Below are 18,071 nucleotides of genomic sequence, written 5' to 3'. Positions count from 1 at the left end.
CTTTCTTTTGCCTGACAAAGCAAAACGCAGGGCAATTGTGTTTTATATACTAAACAAGATAGCGAATCTGGAGTGAAAAGTCACCGGGAATAGATGGGCGGAGCATTTGTTGTACGGCAGATAGCAAAAAGGCGCCTTTAGGGCGCCTTTCTACACTGGTGGGTCGTGCAGGATGACTCGCTTCGCTCGCCCTTCGGGCCGTCGCCGTAAACGGCTCCGGTGCCTCACTACGTTCGGCTCGAACCTGCTGCAGGTTCGAATCATCCAGATCGCAGATAGCAAAAAAGCGCCTTTAGGGCGCTTTTTTACATTGGTGGGTCGTGCAGGATTCGAACCTGCGACCAATTGATTAAAAGTCAACTGCTCTACCAACTGAGCTAACGACCCGAGTGGTGGGTGATGACGGGCTCGAACCGCCGACCCCCTCCGTGTAAAGGAGATGCTCTACCAACTGAGCTAATCACCCACTCTGTACTGCCGGAACTGCGTTAAGTGGTGGGTCGTGCAGGATGACTCGGCTTCGCCTCGCCCTACGGGCCGTTGCTGACGCAACGTTATCCTTCACGTTTTACTACTAATTCCACCTGACTTAGTGGTGGGTCGTGCAGGATTCGAACCTGCGACCAATTGATTAAAAGTCAACTGCTCTACCAACTGAGCTAACGACCCACTTTTATGCTGCTTTCACGTTGTTTGATATCCCGTGGCAACGGCGGCATATATTACTGATTTAAGAATTCAGCGCAACAAAAATTTCGATGAAGATCACTTAACTGCTTAGTAATCATGCTGCACGACCAGAAATAACGCGATTTCTGGTCATGCGATAATCATCCCATCGAATTCAGGCGTTTTTGCGCCTGCTTAGCACCTTCGGTGCCCGGGAATTTTGCGACCACCTGCTGATAAACCGCTTTGGCTTTCGCCGTGTCGCCTTTGTCCTGCATGATCACGCCAACCTTAAACATCGCATCTGGCGCTTTCGGCGATTTCGGGTAATTTTTTACCACGGAGGCAAAATAAAACGCCGCATCGTCCTTTTTACCCTTGTTGTAATTCAACTGACCGAGCCAGTAATTCGCATTTGGCTGATAGGTTGAGTCAGGGTATTTCTTGATAAAGTTCTGAAACGCAGCGAGCGCGTCATCCTGACGAGATTTATCCTGCACCAGGGCAATGGCCGCATTGTAATCCGTATTCGCGTCACCGCTCTGTACAGGCGCTCCTGTTGAGGCTGAAGCATCAGCAGACGGCGCAGGCGCTGAGGTTGCCGCGCCGCTTTGATCGCCCGCTGCGGGTTGTGCTGCTGCACCGCCACTGCTGAGGCTATCTATCTGCAATAAAATTTGCTTCTGACGTTCCACAACCTGGTTAAGCTGATACTGACTTTCCTGAATCTGACCGCGGAGAGAGTCAATATCGTTTTGGTTATCGGAAAGTTGCTGCTGGAGTTGGGTTAAAAGCTGACTGTGAGCGTTAGAAATACGCTCGAGCTGAGTGACCCGGTCTTCTACCGAGCCTGAGCCGACACTACTGATTGGTGCCTGAGCAAAAGCGGCCCAGGGGGCCGCTATTCCAACCAGTAACGACAGACTCAACAGATGATGTCTGAAGTTACTGCTCATGCAATTCTCTTAGTAAACCAGTACGGCACGACGGTTTTTGGAGTAAGCCGCTTCGTCGTGACCCAGTACTGCAGGTTTTTCTTTACCGTAAGAAACGATGGAGATCTGGTCAGCAGAAACGCCTTTACCCTGCAGGTACATCTTAACGGCGTTAGCACGACGTTCACCCAGGGAGATGTTGTACTCTGGAGTACCACGTTCGTCCGCGTGACCTTCTACGGTGACTTTGTAAGATGGGTTGCTACGCAGGAAGTTAGCGTGAGCATCCAGCATCGCAGCGAAGTCAGAACGGATGTCGTATTTATCCAGATCGAAGTAAACGATGTTGTTCTGCTGCAGCTGCTGCATCTGAAGACGCGCTTGCTCTTCAGAAGACATGTTGCCATTGCCGTTCGCGTCCATACCGGTACCGGCACCCATCATGCCTTCGCCGCTCTGGTCATTGCTGGCGTTCTTGTTAGAAGAACACGCTGCGATTGCCATTACAGGCAGAGCGATCATCAGCCCCTTCAGCACTTTGTTCAGTTGCATTTCTATGATTCCTTTAGTAATCAATTAATTATTATTTACAGATACGGCGACCAGGCAGGTGATTTTACCTGTCCATCAGTGGCCGGAATACGCGCTTTGAAACGCCCATCTGTAGAAACCAGATTCAGCACAGATCCCATCCCCTGAGAAGAGCTGTAGATTACCATAGTGCCGTTAGGTGCCAGACTTGGCGTTTCATCCAGGAACGTTGACGACAGAACTTGAACGCCACCCGCTACCAGATCTTGTTTGGCAATGTGCTGCTGCCCACCGTTGGAGCTGACCATTACCATGAATTTACCGTCGCTGCTCACGTCTGCGTTCTGGTTCTGAGAGCCTTCCCAGGTGATACGCTGCGGAGCACCGCCGTTGATGTTCACTTTATAGATTTGTGGACGGCCAGCCTGGTCAGAGGTAAACGCCAGGTTTTGGCTGTCCGGGAACCATGATGGTTCAGTATTGTTGCTGCGACCGTCGGTCACCTGACGGATCTGGCCGGAGCCAATGTCCATCACGTACAGGTTCAGGCTACCGGTTTTAGACAGCGCAAACGCCAGTTTAGACCCATCTGGAGAGAAGGAAGGCGCACCGTTGTGACGTGGGAACGACGCTACCTGACGCACCGCACCGTTAGCCAGCGTCTGGATAACCAGCGCAGAACGACCACTTTCGAAGGTCACATAGGCCAGCTTAGAACCGTCCGGAGACCAGGCTGGAGACATTAGCGGCTGTGCAGAGCGTTTCACCAGGAACTGGTTGTAACCGTCGTAGTCAGAGACGCGCAGCTCGTACGGGAACTGACCGCCGTTGGTCTGTACCACATATGCGATACGGGTACGGAACGCACCTTTAATACCGGTCAGCTTTTCGAATACCGCGTCGCTGGCCGCGTGTGCCGCGTAGCGCAGGTACTGTTTAGTGACCTTGTAAGAGTTCTGTGCCAGAACGGTACCCGGTGCACCGCCGGTATCCACCAGCTGCCAGGCCACGTTGTAAGAACCGTCCGGGTTAGGCGTAACCTGCCCCACCACAACGGCATCAATACCCAGCGCAGACCATGCAGCAGGCTGGACTTCCTGCGCACTGCCCGGCTGCTGCGGCAGACGAGAACGATCTAACGGGTTGAATTTACCGCTGTTACGCAGGTCAGCCGCCACGATGCCACCGGCATCTTCAGGTGCAGCGCCAGGACCGGCCCACTGGAACGGAACAACACCGATTGGGCGTGCCGAGTCCACCCCCTGGGTGATCTCGATACGTACTTCTGCGTGCAGGACTGCTGCCCACAGCATTAAAAAACTAAATGCTACACGTAATGCCTGCTTCATCATATCTCCCTTATCCGGGTAACCTTACCCACGATAATTTAGCAGAATGTTAACAAACTCAAATAGACAAAACTACCAGAACCCTGTGACTAAACCTGGTCTATTTTTCCCCGTTTGCACGGGGAAAATGTAACTTAAGGTTTGAAGTCCAGCGGCGCATTTTTGAAGACTTCGTAGACTGCCTGAGAAGGCGGTTTAGGCATCTTCGCCTGACGCGCTGCAGCCAGAGCCGCAGTACATAAAGCCGGGTCGCCACCTTCAGACTTAATATCAAGCAGCATGCCGTCCGGAGCCAGTTTTATACGCAGCGTACACGTTTTACCGGCATAGGAAGACGCATCGTAGAACCGGCTTTCAATCGCCGATTTAATCTGCGCGGCATAGCCGTTGATTTCAGCCCCTGTCGCACCGTTACTCTTAGTGTTACCACTTCCGGTCGGCGCTGCGTTGTTTCCTTTCGCGCCACCGCCCGTTTTCGGTGCATTCTTACCGGAGCTTAAATCCCCCAGCAGATCGTCAACCCCTGCAGCGGCCGCGGCTTTCTCAGCGGCAGCAGCCTTTTTAGCAGCCGCTTTTTCAGCAGCTGCTTTCTTATCGGCAGCGGCCTTCTCAGCTGCAGCTTTTTTATCAGCAGCGGCTTTTTCAGCGGCGGCAGCTTTTTCGGCAGCAGCCTTCTCAGCCGCAGCGGCTTTCTTCGCAGCCTCGGCAGCCGCTTTCTTCTCTGCGTCCTGAGCGGCTTTCTTCGCGGCTTCGGCTTCAGCTTTCTTCTGTGCGTCAGCAGCGGCTTTCTTCGCGGCTTCCGCTTCGGCTTTCTTCTGGGCATCCGCAGCGGCTTTCTTCGCGGCTTCGGCCTCAGCTTTCTTCTGGGCATCGGCAGCCGCTTTCTTCGCCGCTTCTGCCGCTAATTTTGCCTGGGCATCAGCCTGCGCTTTGGCATCCGCTGCGGCTTTTGCTGCCGCCTCTTCCGCCTGCTTTTGCTGTTCCTGCGCTTTCTTCGCGGCCTCTTCGGCTTGCTTCTGCTGTTCCGCCTGCGCTTTCGCGGCTTCCTGCGCCTGCAAACGTTCTTTCTCAAGCTGCTTCAAACGCTCCTGCTCGGCGGCCTGCTTTTCACGCAGCTCTTCCGCCTGCTGTTGCGCCTGTTTTTCACGCTGCTCTTCAGCCCGTTTGGCACTCGCCTTCTGCTGTTGTTCGCGATTATAGTTTTGCACTACCGCACCGGGATCCACCATTACGGCGTCAATGGAAGACCCTCCACCGCCGCCTGCTGATGCATCAATATGCTCGTCGAACGAACTCCAGATCAGCGCTGCAAAAAGAATAACGTGCAGCACTGCGGAGACGATTATCGCTCGCTTAAGCTTGTCGTTCTGTTCGGTTGCCTTTGACACTATCGGTTCCCAAAAACTACGCGGATGATCAAATAGGTTGAGTCATTAAGCCAACTGACTTAACACCCGCACTATGTAGCAAGTTCAGCGCTTTAATAATTTCATCGTAGGGTACGTCTTTCGCGCCACCGATTAAGAAGACCGTTTTCGGATTTGACTCCAGGCGACGCTGCGCTTCGGCAATAACCTGCTCAGGTGGCAGCTGATCCATACGATCTTTTTCTACCACCACGCTGTACTGCCCTACGCCGGAAACCTCAATGATAACCGGAGGATCGTCATTGGTGCTCACCGCCTGTGATTCTGTCGCATCCGGTAGATCGACTTCCACACTCTGGGTAATGATGGGCGCTGTTGCCATGAAGATCAGCAGCAGTACCAGCAGAACGTCCAGCAGTGGCACGATATTGATTTCGGACTTGAGCTCGCGACGACCTCGTCCACGCGATCTGGCCATGGTTTACCCCTTGTTGCTCTCGGTGCTGGTAAACGCCTGACGGTGCAGAATCGCAGTGAACTCTTCCATAAAGTTGTCGTAGTTCAGTTCCAGTTTGTTCACGCGCTGGTTCAGACGGTTGTAAGCCATTACCGCCGGAATTGCCGCAAACAGACCGATAGCGGTCGCAATCAGTGCTTCAGCGATACCCGGTGCAACCATCTGCAACGTCGCCTGCTTCACCGCGCCAAGCGCGATAAAGGCGTGCATGATCCCCCACACGGTACCAAACAGACCGATATACGGGCTGATAGAACCCACGGTGCCGAGGAAAGGAATGTGCGTTTCAAGATTTTCCAGCTCGCGGTTCATGGAGATACGCATCGCACGCGATGCCCCTTCCACGACGGCTTCCGGCGCATGATTGTTTGCCCGATGCAGACGAGCGAACTCTTTGAATCCGCTATAGAAAATTTGTTCGGAGCCGGTCAGGTTTTCACGGCGTCCCTGACTCTCCTGATACAGGCGAGAAAGTTCAATACCCGACCAGAACTTATCTTCAAATGCTTCCGCTTCACGGCCAGCAGCATTGAGGATACGCGTTCTCTGGATAATGATGGCCCAGGATGCGATTGAAAAACCAATCAAAATCAACATGATAAGTTTAACCAGAAGGCTTGCCTTCAGGAACAAATCAAGGATATTCATGTCAGTCACTGCTTAAACTCCGCGACAATAGACTTAGGAAGCGCACGAGGCTTCATTATGGTTGGATCAACACAAACAATCAGTACTTCAGCTGAGTTCAGTACGGTGTTCTCTGCGTTGACTATCCGCTGCGTGAAAACCAGTGAGGTCCCGCGCATTGATGTAATTTCAGTTTGGACTTCGAGCATATCGTCGAGTCTGGCAGGCGCAAAATACTCAAGCGTCATCTTGCGTACCACGAAGGCAACTCGCTCAGCCAACAGCACCTGTTGACTAAAGTGATGATGGCGCAGCATCTCTGTGCGTGCCCGTTCATAAAAAGCAACGTAGCTGGCGTGGTAAACCACACCACCGGCATCGGTATCTTCGTAATAGACACGAACCGGCCATCGAAACAGCGTTGTATTCACTTTACATCCCAGTAATGCAACAAAAGTTAGAGCTTTTAAACTTCGCTACTATACGCGCGGGAAAGATGGTTTGGAATGGGGGAAAGTAAACGGAGAGTAAATTTTTATGGGCTCGGGTAAGCCCATAACGTTAACGGACATTTCTTATTCAGAAGAAGAAGAAAATCAAACCGGCGAGAAGCACCAGATCGGCAATCAGCGGGCAAAAAATTCCCTGCCAGTGAACGGCTTTCGGACGAAAGCCCACGCCGTGGATCACCCCGGCACACACTGCCCACATGATGAGGAAGCCGTGCCAGATCTCAAGCTCGCTGGTCTTTGCCGCAAAGCGCGACGGGTCCCAGAAGATACAGCCTGCCAGCAGTAATGCCATCACTAAAGAAAGCGCCCGTAACGGGCGCTTATCCATTACCGCGTAAAGCTTCGCGATAATATTCATCAGTGTTTTTCTTCACCCGCTTTGGTCGCTTCGACGTGCTCAAGCGCTAGGGCAGTGATGACACCAAAAGCACAGGCAAGAAGCGTCCCTAAAATCCATGCGAAATACCACATATTCAGCTCCTTACTTAGTACATAGAGTGGGTGTTGCTTTCGATATGTTCTTTGGTGATACGACCGAACATTTTCCAGTAACACCAGATGGTGTATGCCAGAACAATCGGAACGAACACGCAAGCAACGTAAGTCATTAAGTTCAGCGTCATATGGCTGGAGGTTGCATCCCACATGGTCAGGCTAGCATTCAGCATGGTGCTGGATGGCATGACGAATGGGAACATGGCAATACCCGCCGTCAGGATGATGCACGCCAGCGTCAGTGAAGAGAACACGAACGCCAGAGCACCTTTCTCCAGACGAGACGTCAGCACGGTCAGCAGCGGCAGCAGCACGCCCAGAGCCGGGATCGCCCACAGCGCAGGGGTATTGTTGAAGTTCACCAGCCATGCACCAGCCTGACGCGCCACTTCTTTGGTCAGCGGGTTAGACGGTGCCGAGTGGTTAATCGCAGACGTCACCACGTAGCCATCAATACCGTACACCACCCACACGCCTGCCAGAGCGAAGCAAACCAGGGTCACCAGTGCCGCCACCTGAGCAGTAGCACGGGAACGCAGGTGCAGTTCACCCACAGTACGCATCTGCAGGTAAGTTGCGCCCTGAGTGATGATCATCGCCACGCTCACCACACCGGCCAGCAGGCCAAACGGATTCAGCAGCTGGAAGAAGTTACCGGTGTAGTAAAGACGCATGTATTCATCGAGGTGGAACGGTACGCCCTGCAGCAGGTTACCGAATGCCACGCCAATCACCAGCGGTGGAACGAAGCTACCAATGAAGATGCCCCAGTCCCACATGTTGCGCCAGCGGGTATCTTCAATCTTGGAACGGTAGTCGAAACCGACCGGACGGAAGAATAAAGAGGCCAGCACCAGAATCATCGCCACATAGAAGCCGGAGAACGCAGCCGCGTAGACCATCGGCCAGGCAGCGAACAGCGCGCCGCCTGCGGTGATCAGCCACACCTGGTTACCGTCCCAGTGAGGGGCGATGGAGTTAATCATGATTCGACGCTCGGTGTCATTACGACCGAGGAAACGGGTGAGCATCCCCACCCCCATGTCGAAACCATCCGTGACGGCGAAACCGATCAGCAGAACGCCAACCAGCAGCCACCAGATAAAACGCAATACTTCATAATCGATCATTTGATGACTCCTGTCTTAGCGTGCCGGCTGAGTAGTCACAGTGGACTGCTCGTAGTGATAGCGACCGGTTTTCAGGCTGCTTGGGCCAAGGCGCGCGAACTTGAACATCAGGAACAGTTCAGCCACCAGGAACAGGGTGTACAGACCACAGATCAGCAGCATGGAGAAGATCAGGTCGCCTGCCGTCAGGGAAGAGTTCGCTACCGCCGTTGGCAGTACCTCACCAATCGCCCATGGCTGACGGCCATACTCCGCTACAAACCAGCCGGATTCAATCGCGATCCACGGCAGTGGAATACCGTACAGCGCGGTGCGCAGCAGCCATTTTTTCTCGCCGATGCGGTTACGAATCACGGACCAGAAGGACGCCGCAATGATCAGTAGCATGATGATGCCGCAGCCCACCATGATACGGAATGCGAAGTACAGTGGCGCAACGCGTGGAATCGAGTCTTTGGTCGCCATCTGAATCTGTGCTTCCGTCGCATCAGAAACGTTCGGGGTATAACGTTTCAGCAACAAACCGTAGCCCAGGTCTTTCTTCACGTCGTTAAATTGATCGCGAACGGCCTGATCGGTAGAGCCGGCACGCAGCTGTTCCAGCAGCGAGTAAGCCTTCATACCGTTACGGATACGCTCTTCGTGCTGAACCATCAGCTCCTTCAGACCCGTTACCTGCTTATCGACAGAACGGGTTGCGATGATACCCAGCGCGTAAGGAATTTGGATGGCGAAGCGGTTTTCCTGCGCGTCCTGATCGGGAATACCGAACAGCGTAAAGGCAGCAGGTGCCGGCTGGGTTTCCCATTCGGCTTCGATAGCGGCCAGTTTGGTTTTCTGCACGTCACCCATTTCGTAACCGGATTCATCACCCAGAACGATAACGGAGAGGATTGCAGCCATACCGAAGCTTGCAGCGATAGCAAAGGAGCGCTTGGCAAACGCGAAGTCACGACCGCGCAGCATATAGTAGGAGCTGATACCCAACACGAACATCGCGCCGCACACGTAGCCAGATGCCACGGTGTGAACAAATTTAACCTGAGCAACCGGGTTCAGGACCAGCTCGGCAAAGCTGACCATCTCCATACGCATGGTTTCGAAGTTGAAGTCAGACGCGATCGGGTTCTGCATCCAGCCGTTCGCCACCAGGATCCACAGCGCGGACAGGTTCGAACCTAATGCCACCAGCCAGGTTACGGCCATGTGCTGGACTTTACCCAGACGGTCCCAACCGAAGAAGAACAGACCTACAAAGGTGGATTCGAGGAAGAAGGCCATCAGGCCTTCAATGGCCAGCGGCGCACCGAAGATATCCCCTACATAGTGGGAATAGTAAGACCAGTTAGTCCCGAACTGGAACTCCATGGTCAAACCGGTTGCCACGCCCAGCGCGAAGTTGATACCGAACAACTTGCCCCAGAACTTGGTCATATCTTTATAAATCTGTTTGCCGGAGAGGACGTAAACCGTTTCCATAATTGCCAGCAGGAACGCCATACCGAGCGTCAGCGGCACAAACAGGAAGTGGTACATCGCGGTCAAGGCAAACTGTAAGCGCGACAGTTCGACTACGTCTAACATTATGACTCCTTGCTCATCGCATGAAGACTCCGAGAGTGAACCCCGTCAGAAAGAGATTCACACGCATGCCCCAATACAAATTATTCGCATCCTGGTCGTCGTTATTACCCTGGAGAAGGATAAAAACGATGACGACAGGTTACAAATAGGTTAATAAAAAACTCAAATTGATCCCGCAAATATAATACGCTGCAAAACCCTTACAATAAACAGGTTTTTATTGAATCACATTTACGTTTTTCGACGGCGATCAATTTATAGCAAAATTACCACTTTTCGGCCATTTTGATCGGGGACAATTTAGCGCTTTTCGGCATCTTTTTCCAAGCATTAAACTTTGATTTAAATCAAAAACCAGTCTTGATGTTAATCATGTTTAGCTGCGGTGAGAATGGTAAAAACCATGTTAATGATATGTGCATGCAAAGATGCGATTGGTTATCGAAGACCAAAAAAAATATAAACAGAAGTGATTTTAATTAACGCGAGAGAAAAATGCCCTGTCGAAGCGGGACAAACAATAAGCGTAGCTGGGCCAGTTTATTTTTCCATTCTGTTTTTGCAACCCTTAGAAATTACATTTAATTTACTTTTATTATCCTGGAAGTTAACACCGAAGCGTGACTATTTAATGAAAAAAGGCCGCAAACTCTGCGGCCTTTTGATCGTGTCAGCGGTTTTCAGGCAAGAAGAATGCTGAAGGTTCGTGACTGTCCCGGTCTGAACGCCCCGACGATGCCCTCTTCTTCACGATTGTCTATTATCCGTTCATTCATGTCCGTTTCGCAGCACCGTTTCACGGTCGGACCCACGGATAACGTCGCGTCACATGCGCTGGACTCGGAAGGGTTGAACAGACGAAGAATGAGCTCGTCTCGATCTTCAGCCTTTTTGAGCGTACTGAGTACGCATCCCGTGGGCGAAAGCGCCAGCAGGCTGTAACTTTCCGGCGTGGTAAACGACGAGCGATTGAGCTTCATCGCGTCCCAGGGAATTTTGTTATAGCACTGCACCGGCGTTAACCACGATTTAGCCTGCTGCGCGACGCCCGCGTTTTCCGGCGTTCCACTGAAGCTGAAGAGGCTAAAGCGACAGCTTAACGAACCGCGCACCTGGGAGTCAGGAACAGGCATTTTGATTCCTGAAGGCCTACCGGGGCGCAACAGCAAATCTTCTTTGCCGAGTAACCCCACGCCGCGCAGCAGGGTCAGGGCAAAGGCTTTTTTATCCTCACCTACTACTTCAAACTCGCGTAGTCCTTCGGTGAACAGCGCAAGCCCGTTTCGTTTTTCCTGCAGGACGGCATAGTTGAGTAAATTCCAGACGGGAACGGGCGCTTCTTTCCACCCCTCCTCCTGCCAGTTTTCCATCGCCGCGTCCTGCACCGGACGAGTGAGGGTGCCAAACTGGGTATCCGCTAACACGTCCTCTGTCATAAACGGCGTAGGGATCAGCACGCGGACGCGGTGGTCGTCAGCCTGATTATCCAGACGCACCGCCACATCAATACGTCTGCTGTGGTGGCTAAGCGTGATTTCAACCTCAGCGCCGAGAGACCCGCTTCGCTGACGCGCCGCGCGTTCGGCCAGATTAGCCGGTACCGCGATCTGATGGCGAATCACCGCCCTGCTCTGCCAGCCTTCGTGTATAACCTCGACCTGATGCTCGCCCTGCGCTGAAGTGAGTCTCCACTCTTCCCGCGAAGGCGAGTAGTCGTACTCATCGCCATCATCCGAACTCTCTTCGATTTCCAGCACCCGGTCATAAATCAGCCCGGTTTCTTTGTCGCGCAGGCGCAGCGTACCGTCGTTATTTAAATCAATCTGCCAGAAGGCGTTTTCGAGCAAGGATTCGGTGTTTATCACCGGAGAGACCACCTTCCCGGCCACGTTTGGCTCGATAAACAGCGTACGGTAGCCCATCGACGGCAGTATCTGGCTGAGCTGAATATCAAACTCCATAAACGGCTCATAATTACCGTAATGGACAATCTGCCGGTCAATGAGACCAGGGTCCAGCTCGCGCGCGCTGCGAATGAAATACGGGATCTCGTTGCCTTTATCATCCAACAGACGGAACTGGCTGGCGCGCAGTCGAATCGTGGTGTTCATCACCTCTTCACGCGGCCAGGGCATCAGGTTGAACATCACCAGTTTGTCGGCGTCGCTTTGCGGCATGTTGTCGACAATCTTGCGCATATAGAAACGCACCAGGTTATCTGCCATGTCTTCAGCCAGTTCAAAACGAGAGACAATCTCACGATGCACCTTGTCGCTGCAGCAGCAGCCGATGCTGTCGTGAGCGTGGTTTTTAAGGATCTCTTTCCACATCTTCTCCAGCAGGCCGTGGTGATAATCGAAGCCCAGCGTCCATGCAAGCGTTGCCAGCGGTTCGAGGATGTTGACAAGTTTGTTCTCAATACGCGCATGGGCAATTTTGATATCCATGCGCGTGGAGCCGATTGTCCGGTGCACGCGCATGTATTTCCCGTCGATAAACTCCCCTTTCAGGGTCGCCAGTTCATCGCGGCGTGCCTCAATGTGGTCAAACACCTCTTCAAAGCGGCTCATTACAAATTGACGCTGCGGATAGATTTCACGCAGCTTATCCATCACGGAGAAAATGTTCTGCTGCAGCGGCATCTGATCGTGACCGTTGGGCAGCAAAATCTCTTTGGTGACGGAGGCCTTTTCCAGAACGTCGAAATAGCTGTCGAGCCGTTTTCGCAGCCCGGCTTCGTCCTCCGGTAAGTACTTACCAATCGCGTAGCCCAGCGGCAGCACCTGCGCCGTGACTTCACTGCCGTCCTGGCTCTGCCAGAGAAATTCGGTTTTATCGGTCCCGTGTCGTTCCGAGCAGCCGCGCCAGAACATCGTCCGGGTAATGCCAAATCCGTTATAGATATGCGGAAGCTGGCCGGACATACCAAACGAATCCGGCAGATAGCCGATCTTCATCGGCTCGCCGAACGCCATACAGTCCCGGATGCCGTACATCAGGTTGCGGACAATCGACTCGCCGCTGACAATCGTGGTATCGGTCTGGGTATACCAGGGGCCGATAATCAGTTTTCCGCGCTCCACAAGCGCCTTTACCCGCGCGCGGTTTTCGGGCACGACGGCAAAATAATCTTCCAGCACCGCCGTCTGGCCATCAAGGACGTAATATTTATACTCGTCGTCCTGCTCCAGACGGGTCAGGATCTCTTCCATATTATTGACCAGAAGAATGCGCGACTCTTCAGTGGTGAAGTACCACTCACGGTCCCAGTGCATATGCGGCGTGATATGAACGCGAGATACAGCTTTCATCTTCGTTTCCTGTTTTGTGAGTTTTTACGGTATGGCGTCTTCTGTGAGGTACTTGCCCTTTTTTACCGCCTGACGTCGCCAGAGCAGCAGAACAAACGTGGAGACAGCGGTCCCCGCCAGCGCCGCGCCAAACCAGCCCGCCGCCGCAACCACACCGCCCAACCCGGCATCGTGAAGTAAAAAGAGAGAGAAAATCCCGGCCCCCGGGGTAGACAAACCGATCCCCATCGCACCGACAGCCGCGCCTGTTACCATGGAGCCGAGCACAAATGAGCCAATGACGCGAAGCGGATCTTCAATCGCCATCGGGATCGCCCCTTCGGTAATGCCCGCCAGGCCGAGCAGCCACGTTGATTTACCGGTTTCAATTTCAAACGGTTTAAACAGCTTCGGCGCCAGCATCGTCGACGCCGTGACGGTGAAGGCTGAGACCATTTTGACGGAGGCAAAGATTGCGTAAGGACCATAAACGCCGTTCGCCATCGCCCCCAGGCAAAACGCGTAAGAGGCTTTGTTGACCGGGCCACCCAAATCGAATGAGCACATAAACCCGAGGATTGCCCCCAGAAGCAGCGCATTCGCGCCGGAGAGACCGTTAAGCCAGACGGTGAGCGTGTTATTGAGCCAGGCCACCGGTTCGCCAATCACAAACAGCATCAGGCTGCCCGCGCCGAGCACGCCAATCACCGGATAGAGATAAAAGGTCAGAAAGCCGTTGTAGCGGCTACTGAGCCGGATGTGGTTTTTCACCCAGCGCATCAGATAGCCCGCGATCAGCCCACCGACAATAGCGCCAAGAAAACCGGAGCCGATCATATTGGCAGCAAGACCGGCCGCAAAGCCCGGCGTCAGCGCAGGTTTATCCGCCAGCGAATACGCGGTATAGGCCGCCAGAACAGGTACCATCAGAATGCCGAGCATGCCACCGCCAAGCTTGCGGTACATCCACAGCCACGAGTTTTCCTGGTCAAACAGGTGCTGCAGACCCAGGATTTGCGCCAGCAGTACCGACACGGCCAGCACCGTACCGCCAGCGACGATCAGCGGCACCGCAAAAGAGATACCGCTGAGAAGTGCCTGCTTGAGTTCAGTTTTAACGCTCTTTTTCGTTTCGGTATCGACATGCGCAGGACGCGCATCGGATGCAGGCTGCAGCGCCAGCGCGCGCTCAATCAGCGCTTCAGCATGGCGCAGAGGCTCCGCGACGGGCACGGAGATGGCGGGGATCCCCTGAAAACGCTCGCTCTCTTTGATCGCCACTTCTGCGGCAAAAATGCACGCTTTGGCCTCATGAAGCTGCTGCACGGTGATGCGCCCCTCAATGCCGTTTGCCCCTTGCTTTTCGACCACCACGTTGACGCCAAGCTTGCGTCCCGCTTTTTCCAGGTACTCTGCGGCCATATAGGTATGCGCGATCCCGGCCGGACAGGCGGTCACGCAGACGATTGTCGGGGCATTCAGCGCGACGCCTGCCTCTTCCATGTCAGGAGCAGCTTCAAGCGCAGCAAGCACGTCTTCCGCCGTGGTAGCAGCCATCACGCGCGCCCTGAGATCGTCATCCGCCAGGCGAGACGTCAGCTCCGTCAGCACCTGAATATGGGTTGAACCAGCTTCTGCTGGCGGAATGGCGAGCAGAAAAACCAGCTCAACCTCTTCCGGCCCGTCCACGCCTTCCCATGCAAGCGGTTCTCGCAGAGTTGCCACGGCAAAAGCCGCCTCCTTCACGACGGCTGATTTACCGTGAGGAACGGCCAGTCCTTCACCCAGCGCGGTCGGCCCAAGCGATTCCCGATGAAACACCTCCTCCAGAAACGCATCGGCATCAGCGATTTTGCCCAGCGCCACCAGCCGCGCCGTAAGCTGACGGATTGCCTCATCCCGGCGGGTAAACTGCGCCTGAACGCAAACAGCACGCGGATCGGTCAGAGTCGTCAGGTTCATAAAGATCCTCACCTATACAGAGTTATGGTCTGGGGAGGATTCTGGCAGACCTGATAATACATTTATGTGATCACTTTCACTAAAAGCCAAATTTGTATTTTAATTGTATTATTTACAAATCATCAGTTGAATGCATAATTCCCTGAAAAGGTATTAAGCAGGCGCGATAAAATGGGCAACAAACCGATGTATCGGCACATAGCCGATGCGTTCCGCGAGAAAATCAACGCCGGGGAATTAAAACCCGGAGACGCGCTGCCGACGGAGTCCAGTCTTCAGGAGGCGTTTCGCGTCAGCCGCGTCACCGTGCGGCAGGCCCTGAAACTGCTCGCCGACGAGCAGATCATCGAAAGTATTCAGGGCAGCGGCTCTTATGTAAAAAAAGAGGAGCGCGTCAATTACGATATTTATCAGCTCACCGGCTTTTACGAAAAGCTGGCGGATCGTCATGTCGATACGCACAGTGATGTCAAAATCTTTGAAGTGGTGAAAGCCGATGCGCGGCTGGCGGCAACATTAGCGGTTGGCGTGGAAGATAAGGTCTGGCACGTTAAGCGCGTGCGTTTCATCAAGCAGAAGCCGGTGAACCTGGAGGAGACATGGATGCCGCTGGCCATGTTTCCCGACCTCACCTGGGAAGTGATGGAGAATTCGAAATATCACTACGTTGAGCAGATCAAAAAGCTGGTTATCGATCGCAGCGAGCAGGAGCTGATGCCGATCATGCCGTCAGAGGAGGCGATCGCCGCGCTGTCGCTCGATCCGGCAAAGCCGATCCTGGAAAAAGTCTCCCGCGGGTTCCTGAAGGACGGACGGGTGTTTGAATACAGCCGCAACGTGTTCAATACCGACGACTACAAGTTCACTCTCGTCGCCAGACGCAGGCAATAAAAAAGGCCGCTTTACAGCGGCCAACCATGTCGAAACGGACATTTTTATACTTCATCGCTCCCCGTTCGGGGAGCAGAGAGGACTTACTTAATGATGGATTTCAGTGCTTCGCCGATATCCGCCAGGCTGCGAACGGTCTTCACGCCTGCGGCTTCCAGCGCGGCAAACTTCTCATCAGCCGTACCTTTACCACCGGCGATGATCGCGCCCGCGTGGCCCATACGCTTGCCTTTCGGCGCGGTCACGCCCGCGATGTAGCCCACGACTGGCTTGGTCACGTGTTCTTTGATATAAGCAGCCGCTTCTTCTTCCGCGCTACCGCCGATCTCACCGATCATCACGATCGCTTCGGTCTGCGGATCTTCCTGGAACAGCTTCAGGATGTCGATGAAGTTAGATCCCGGGATTGGGTCACCGCCGATGCCCACGCAGGTGGACTGGCCGAAGCCGTAGTCGGTGGTCTGCTTAACCGCTTCATAGGTCAGGGTACCGGAACGGGAAACGATGCCCACTTTGCCCGGCTTGTGAATGTGGCCAGGCATGATGCCGATTTTGCATTCGCCCGGAGTGATCACGCCTGGGCAGTTCGGGCCGATCATGCGCACGCCTGCTTCGTCCAGCTTCACCTTCACGGTCAGCATATCCAGGGTCGGGATGCCTTCGGTGATGGTGATGATCAGCTTGATGCCTGCGTCGATCGCTTCCAGAATGGAGTCTTTGCAGAACGGTGCCGGAACGTAGATCACGGTCGCGGTTGCGCCCGTCGCTTCTACCGCTTCACGCACGGTGTTGAACACCGGCAGGCCCAGGTGCGTGGTGCCGCCTTTACCTGGCGTTACGCCGCCAACCATCTGTGTGCCGTAGGCAATCGCCTGTTCGGAGTGGAAAGTCCCCTGGCTACCGGTGAAGCCCTGGCAGATAACCTTGGTATCTTTATTAATTAAAACTGACATTATTTCCCCTCCACTGCGGCAACAACCTGCTGAGCTGCATCCGTCAGACTTTTCGCTGCAATAATATTCAGGCCGCTGTCAGCCAGTTTTTTCGCGCCGAGTTCAGCGTTGTTACCTTCCAGACGCACAACCACCGGAACGTTAACACCCACTTCTTCTACCGCACCGATGATGCCGTCTGCAATCAGGTCGCAACGGACGATGCCGCCGAAGATGTTAACCAGTACCGCTTTAACGTTGTCGTCAGAGAGGATGATTTTGAACGCTTCGGTTACGCGCTCTTTGGTTGCGCCACCGCCCACGTCAAGGAAGTTCGCCGGCTCACCGCCGTGCAGCTTAACGATGTCCATGGTGCCCATCGCCAGGCCCGCACCGTTAACCATGCAGCCGATGTTGCCATCCAGCGCCACGTAGTTCAGCTCCCACTGAGCAGCCTGTGCTTCACGCGGATCTTCCTGAGACTGGTCGCGCATTTCACGCAGATCCGGCTGGCGGAACAGCGCGTTGCCGTCAGCGCCCAGCTTGCCGTCGAGGCAGATCAGGTCGCCCTGGGTGGTGATCACCAGCGGGTTGATCTCGATCAGCGCCAGATCGCGCTCAAGGAAGATAGTCGCCAGGCCCATGAAGATCTTGGTGAACTGCTGAACCAGCTTGCCTTCCAGACCCAGCTTGAACGCCAGCTCGCGACCCTGATAAGGCATTGGGCCCGCCAGCGGATCGATAGCCACTTTGTGGATCAGGTGTGGGGTCTCTTCCGCCACTTTTTCAATTTCCACGCCGCCTTCGGTAGACGCCATGAACACCACGCGACGGGAGCTACGGTCAACCACCGCGCCCAGATACAGCTCTTTCGCGATGTCGGTCGCCGCTTCGACCAGGATCTGGTTAACCGGCTGGCCGTTCGCATCTGTCTGGTAGGTCACCAGACGCTTGCCGAGCCAATGTTCAGCAAACGCACGAATCTCTTCTTTGCTCTTAACAACCTTCACACCGCCCGCTTTACCACGGCCACCAGCGTGAACCTGACATTTAACTACCCACGGGCCGGAACCGATTTTAGATGCGGCTTCTTCTGCTTCACGCGGGGTAGTACAGGCATAACCCACCGGAGCCGGTAAGCCATACCGGGCAAACAGCTGTTTGGCCTGATATTCATGTAAGTTCATGTGTTCTATCCATCCTTCAGGGTAATCGTTATCTTCAAACCTGTAGACCGGCACAGCGTGTGCCGGTCCACGGGGCAGGTGATGCTAAATCGT

The 18,071-nt window shown here is 54.1% G+C and carries 16 protein-coding genes, 3 tRNA genes and 1 other RNA gene; 1 reads left to right on the top strand and 19 read right to left on the bottom strand.

The genetic code is table 11. From position 1 onward, the window contains the following. Positions 1-156: 156 nt before the first annotated feature. From IM303_RS13760 to mngA, 17 genes are all read right to left on the bottom strand, one after another. Positions 157-285: non-coding RNA, RtT sRNA (locus tag IM303_RS13760), on the bottom strand. Between the two features lie 26 nt (positions 286-311). Next, a tRNA-Lys gene (locus IM303_RS13755) sits at positions 312-387 on the bottom strand. Between the two features lie 3 nt (positions 388-390). After that, a tRNA-Val gene (locus IM303_RS13750) sits at positions 391-466 on the bottom strand. A gap of 127 nt (positions 467-593) precedes the next feature. After that, positions 594-669: transfer RNA gene (locus tag IM303_RS13745), tRNA-Lys, on the bottom strand. A gap of 161 nt (positions 670-830) precedes the next feature. Beyond that, positions 831-1,625 carry a cell division protein CpoB gene (cpoB, locus tag IM303_RS13740; protein ID WP_028012389.1) on the bottom strand — a complete coding sequence of 265 codons (795 nt, stop codon included), beginning with the start codon at positions 1,623-1,625 and terminating at the stop codon, positions 831-833. 9 nt (positions 1,626-1,634) lie between these two features. Beyond that, positions 1,635-2,156: a peptidoglycan-associated lipoprotein Pal gene (pal, locus tag IM303_RS13735; RefSeq protein WP_003858578.1), complete on the bottom strand. Its 522-nt coding sequence runs from the start codon at positions 2,154-2,156 to the stop codon at positions 1,635-1,637. Between the two features lie 35 nt (positions 2,157-2,191). Next, positions 2,192-3,484 carry a Tol-Pal system beta propeller repeat protein TolB gene (tolB, locus tag IM303_RS13730; RefSeq protein WP_048999144.1) on the bottom strand — a complete coding sequence of 431 codons (1,293 nt, stop codon included), beginning with the start codon at positions 3,482-3,484 and terminating at the stop codon, positions 2,192-2,194. A 134-nt stretch (positions 3,485-3,618) separates the two neighbouring features. Then, positions 3,619-4,872, bottom strand: coding sequence for a cell envelope integrity protein TolA (gene tolA / locus IM303_RS13725; protein WP_028012388.1), 1,254 nt, complete (start codon positions 4,870-4,872; stop codon positions 3,619-3,621). A gap of 28 nt (positions 4,873-4,900) precedes the next feature. Continuing rightward, positions 4,901-5,329 (bottom strand): colicin uptake protein TolR, encoded by a 429-nt coding sequence (gene tolR / locus IM303_RS13720; RefSeq protein ID WP_003858589.1) that lies wholly within the window; start codon positions 5,327-5,329, stop codon positions 4,901-4,903. A gap of 3 nt (positions 5,330-5,332) precedes the next feature. Further along, positions 5,333-6,025: a Tol-Pal system protein TolQ gene (gene tolQ / locus IM303_RS13715; RefSeq protein WP_008501101.1), complete on the bottom strand. Its 693-nt coding sequence runs from the start codon at positions 6,023-6,025 to the stop codon at positions 5,333-5,335. Next, a complete protein-coding gene (gene ybgC, locus IM303_RS13710) occupies positions 6,022-6,426 on the bottom strand; it encodes a tol-pal system-associated acyl-CoA thioesterase (RefSeq protein ID WP_003858593.1) in 405 nt (134 codons plus the stop codon). The genes tolQ and ybgC overlap by 4 nt, the downstream gene beginning before the upstream one ends. A 148-nt stretch (positions 6,427-6,574) precedes the next feature. Next, positions 6,575-6,865, bottom strand: coding sequence for a cyd operon protein YbgE (gene ybgE / locus IM303_RS13705; protein WP_008501100.1), 291 nt, complete (start codon positions 6,863-6,865; stop codon positions 6,575-6,577). After that, positions 6,865-6,978: a cytochrome bd-I oxidase subunit CydX gene (gene cydX, locus IM303_RS13700; RefSeq protein ID WP_003858598.1), complete on the bottom strand. Its 114-nt coding sequence runs from the start codon at positions 6,976-6,978 to the stop codon at positions 6,865-6,867. Before cydX ends, ybgE begins: the two co-directional genes overlap by 1 nt. Before the next feature lie 14 nt (positions 6,979-6,992). Continuing rightward, a complete protein-coding gene (gene cydB / locus IM303_RS13695; RefSeq protein WP_028012386.1) occupies positions 6,993-8,132 on the bottom strand; it encodes a cytochrome d ubiquinol oxidase subunit II in 1,140 nt (379 codons plus the stop codon). A gap of 15 nt (positions 8,133-8,147) precedes the next feature. Then, entirely contained in the window at positions 8,148-9,716 is a 1,569-nt protein-coding gene (cydA, locus tag IM303_RS13690; RefSeq protein WP_028012385.1) for a cytochrome ubiquinol oxidase subunit I, read from the bottom strand. Between the two features lie 680 nt (positions 9,717-10,396). Next, positions 10,397-13,027: a mannosylglycerate hydrolase gene (gene mngB / locus IM303_RS13685; protein ID WP_192971396.1), complete on the bottom strand. Its 2,631-nt coding sequence runs from the start codon at positions 13,025-13,027 to the stop codon at positions 10,397-10,399. A gap of 24 nt (positions 13,028-13,051) precedes the next feature. Continuing rightward, the gene (gene mngA, locus IM303_RS13680; RefSeq protein ID WP_192971397.1) at positions 13,052-14,968 is read right to left on the bottom strand and encodes a PTS 2-O-a-mannosyl-D-glycerate transporter subunit IIABC; all 1,917 of its coding nucleotides are present in this window, start codon (positions 14,966-14,968) and stop codon (positions 13,052-13,054) included. A 171-nt stretch (positions 14,969-15,139) separates the two neighbouring features. Here mngA and IM303_RS13675 point away from each other — a divergent pair, with 171 nt between their 5' ends. Next, positions 15,140-15,859, top strand: coding sequence for a GntR family transcriptional regulator (locus tag IM303_RS13675; protein WP_192971398.1), 720 nt, complete (start codon positions 15,140-15,142; stop codon positions 15,857-15,859). A gap of 83 nt (positions 15,860-15,942) precedes the next feature. Here the strand turns inward: IM303_RS13675 and sucD are convergent, their stop codons facing one another. Together sucD and sucC are read right to left on the bottom strand one after the other, a co-directional pair. Further along, a complete protein-coding gene (gene sucD, locus IM303_RS13670) occupies positions 15,943-16,812 on the bottom strand; it encodes a succinate--CoA ligase subunit alpha (RefSeq protein ID WP_008501094.1) in 870 nt (289 codons plus the stop codon). After that, the gene (gene sucC / locus IM303_RS13665; RefSeq protein WP_006809579.1) at positions 16,812-17,978 is read right to left on the bottom strand and encodes an ADP-forming succinate--CoA ligase subunit beta; all 1,167 of its coding nucleotides are present in this window, start codon (positions 17,976-17,978) and stop codon (positions 16,812-16,814) included. Before sucC ends, sucD begins: the two co-directional genes overlap by 1 nt. Positions 17,979-18,071: the final 93 nt, after the last annotated feature.

Source organism: Enterobacter cloacae complex sp. P38RS, assembly GCF_014930775.1.
Classification (GTDB): Bacteria; Pseudomonadota; Gammaproteobacteria; order Enterobacterales; family Enterobacteriaceae; genus Enterobacter; species Enterobacter bugandensis.
Note: the sequence above shows the minus strand (reverse complement) of the source record. Positions and strands in the feature narration are given on the sequence as shown.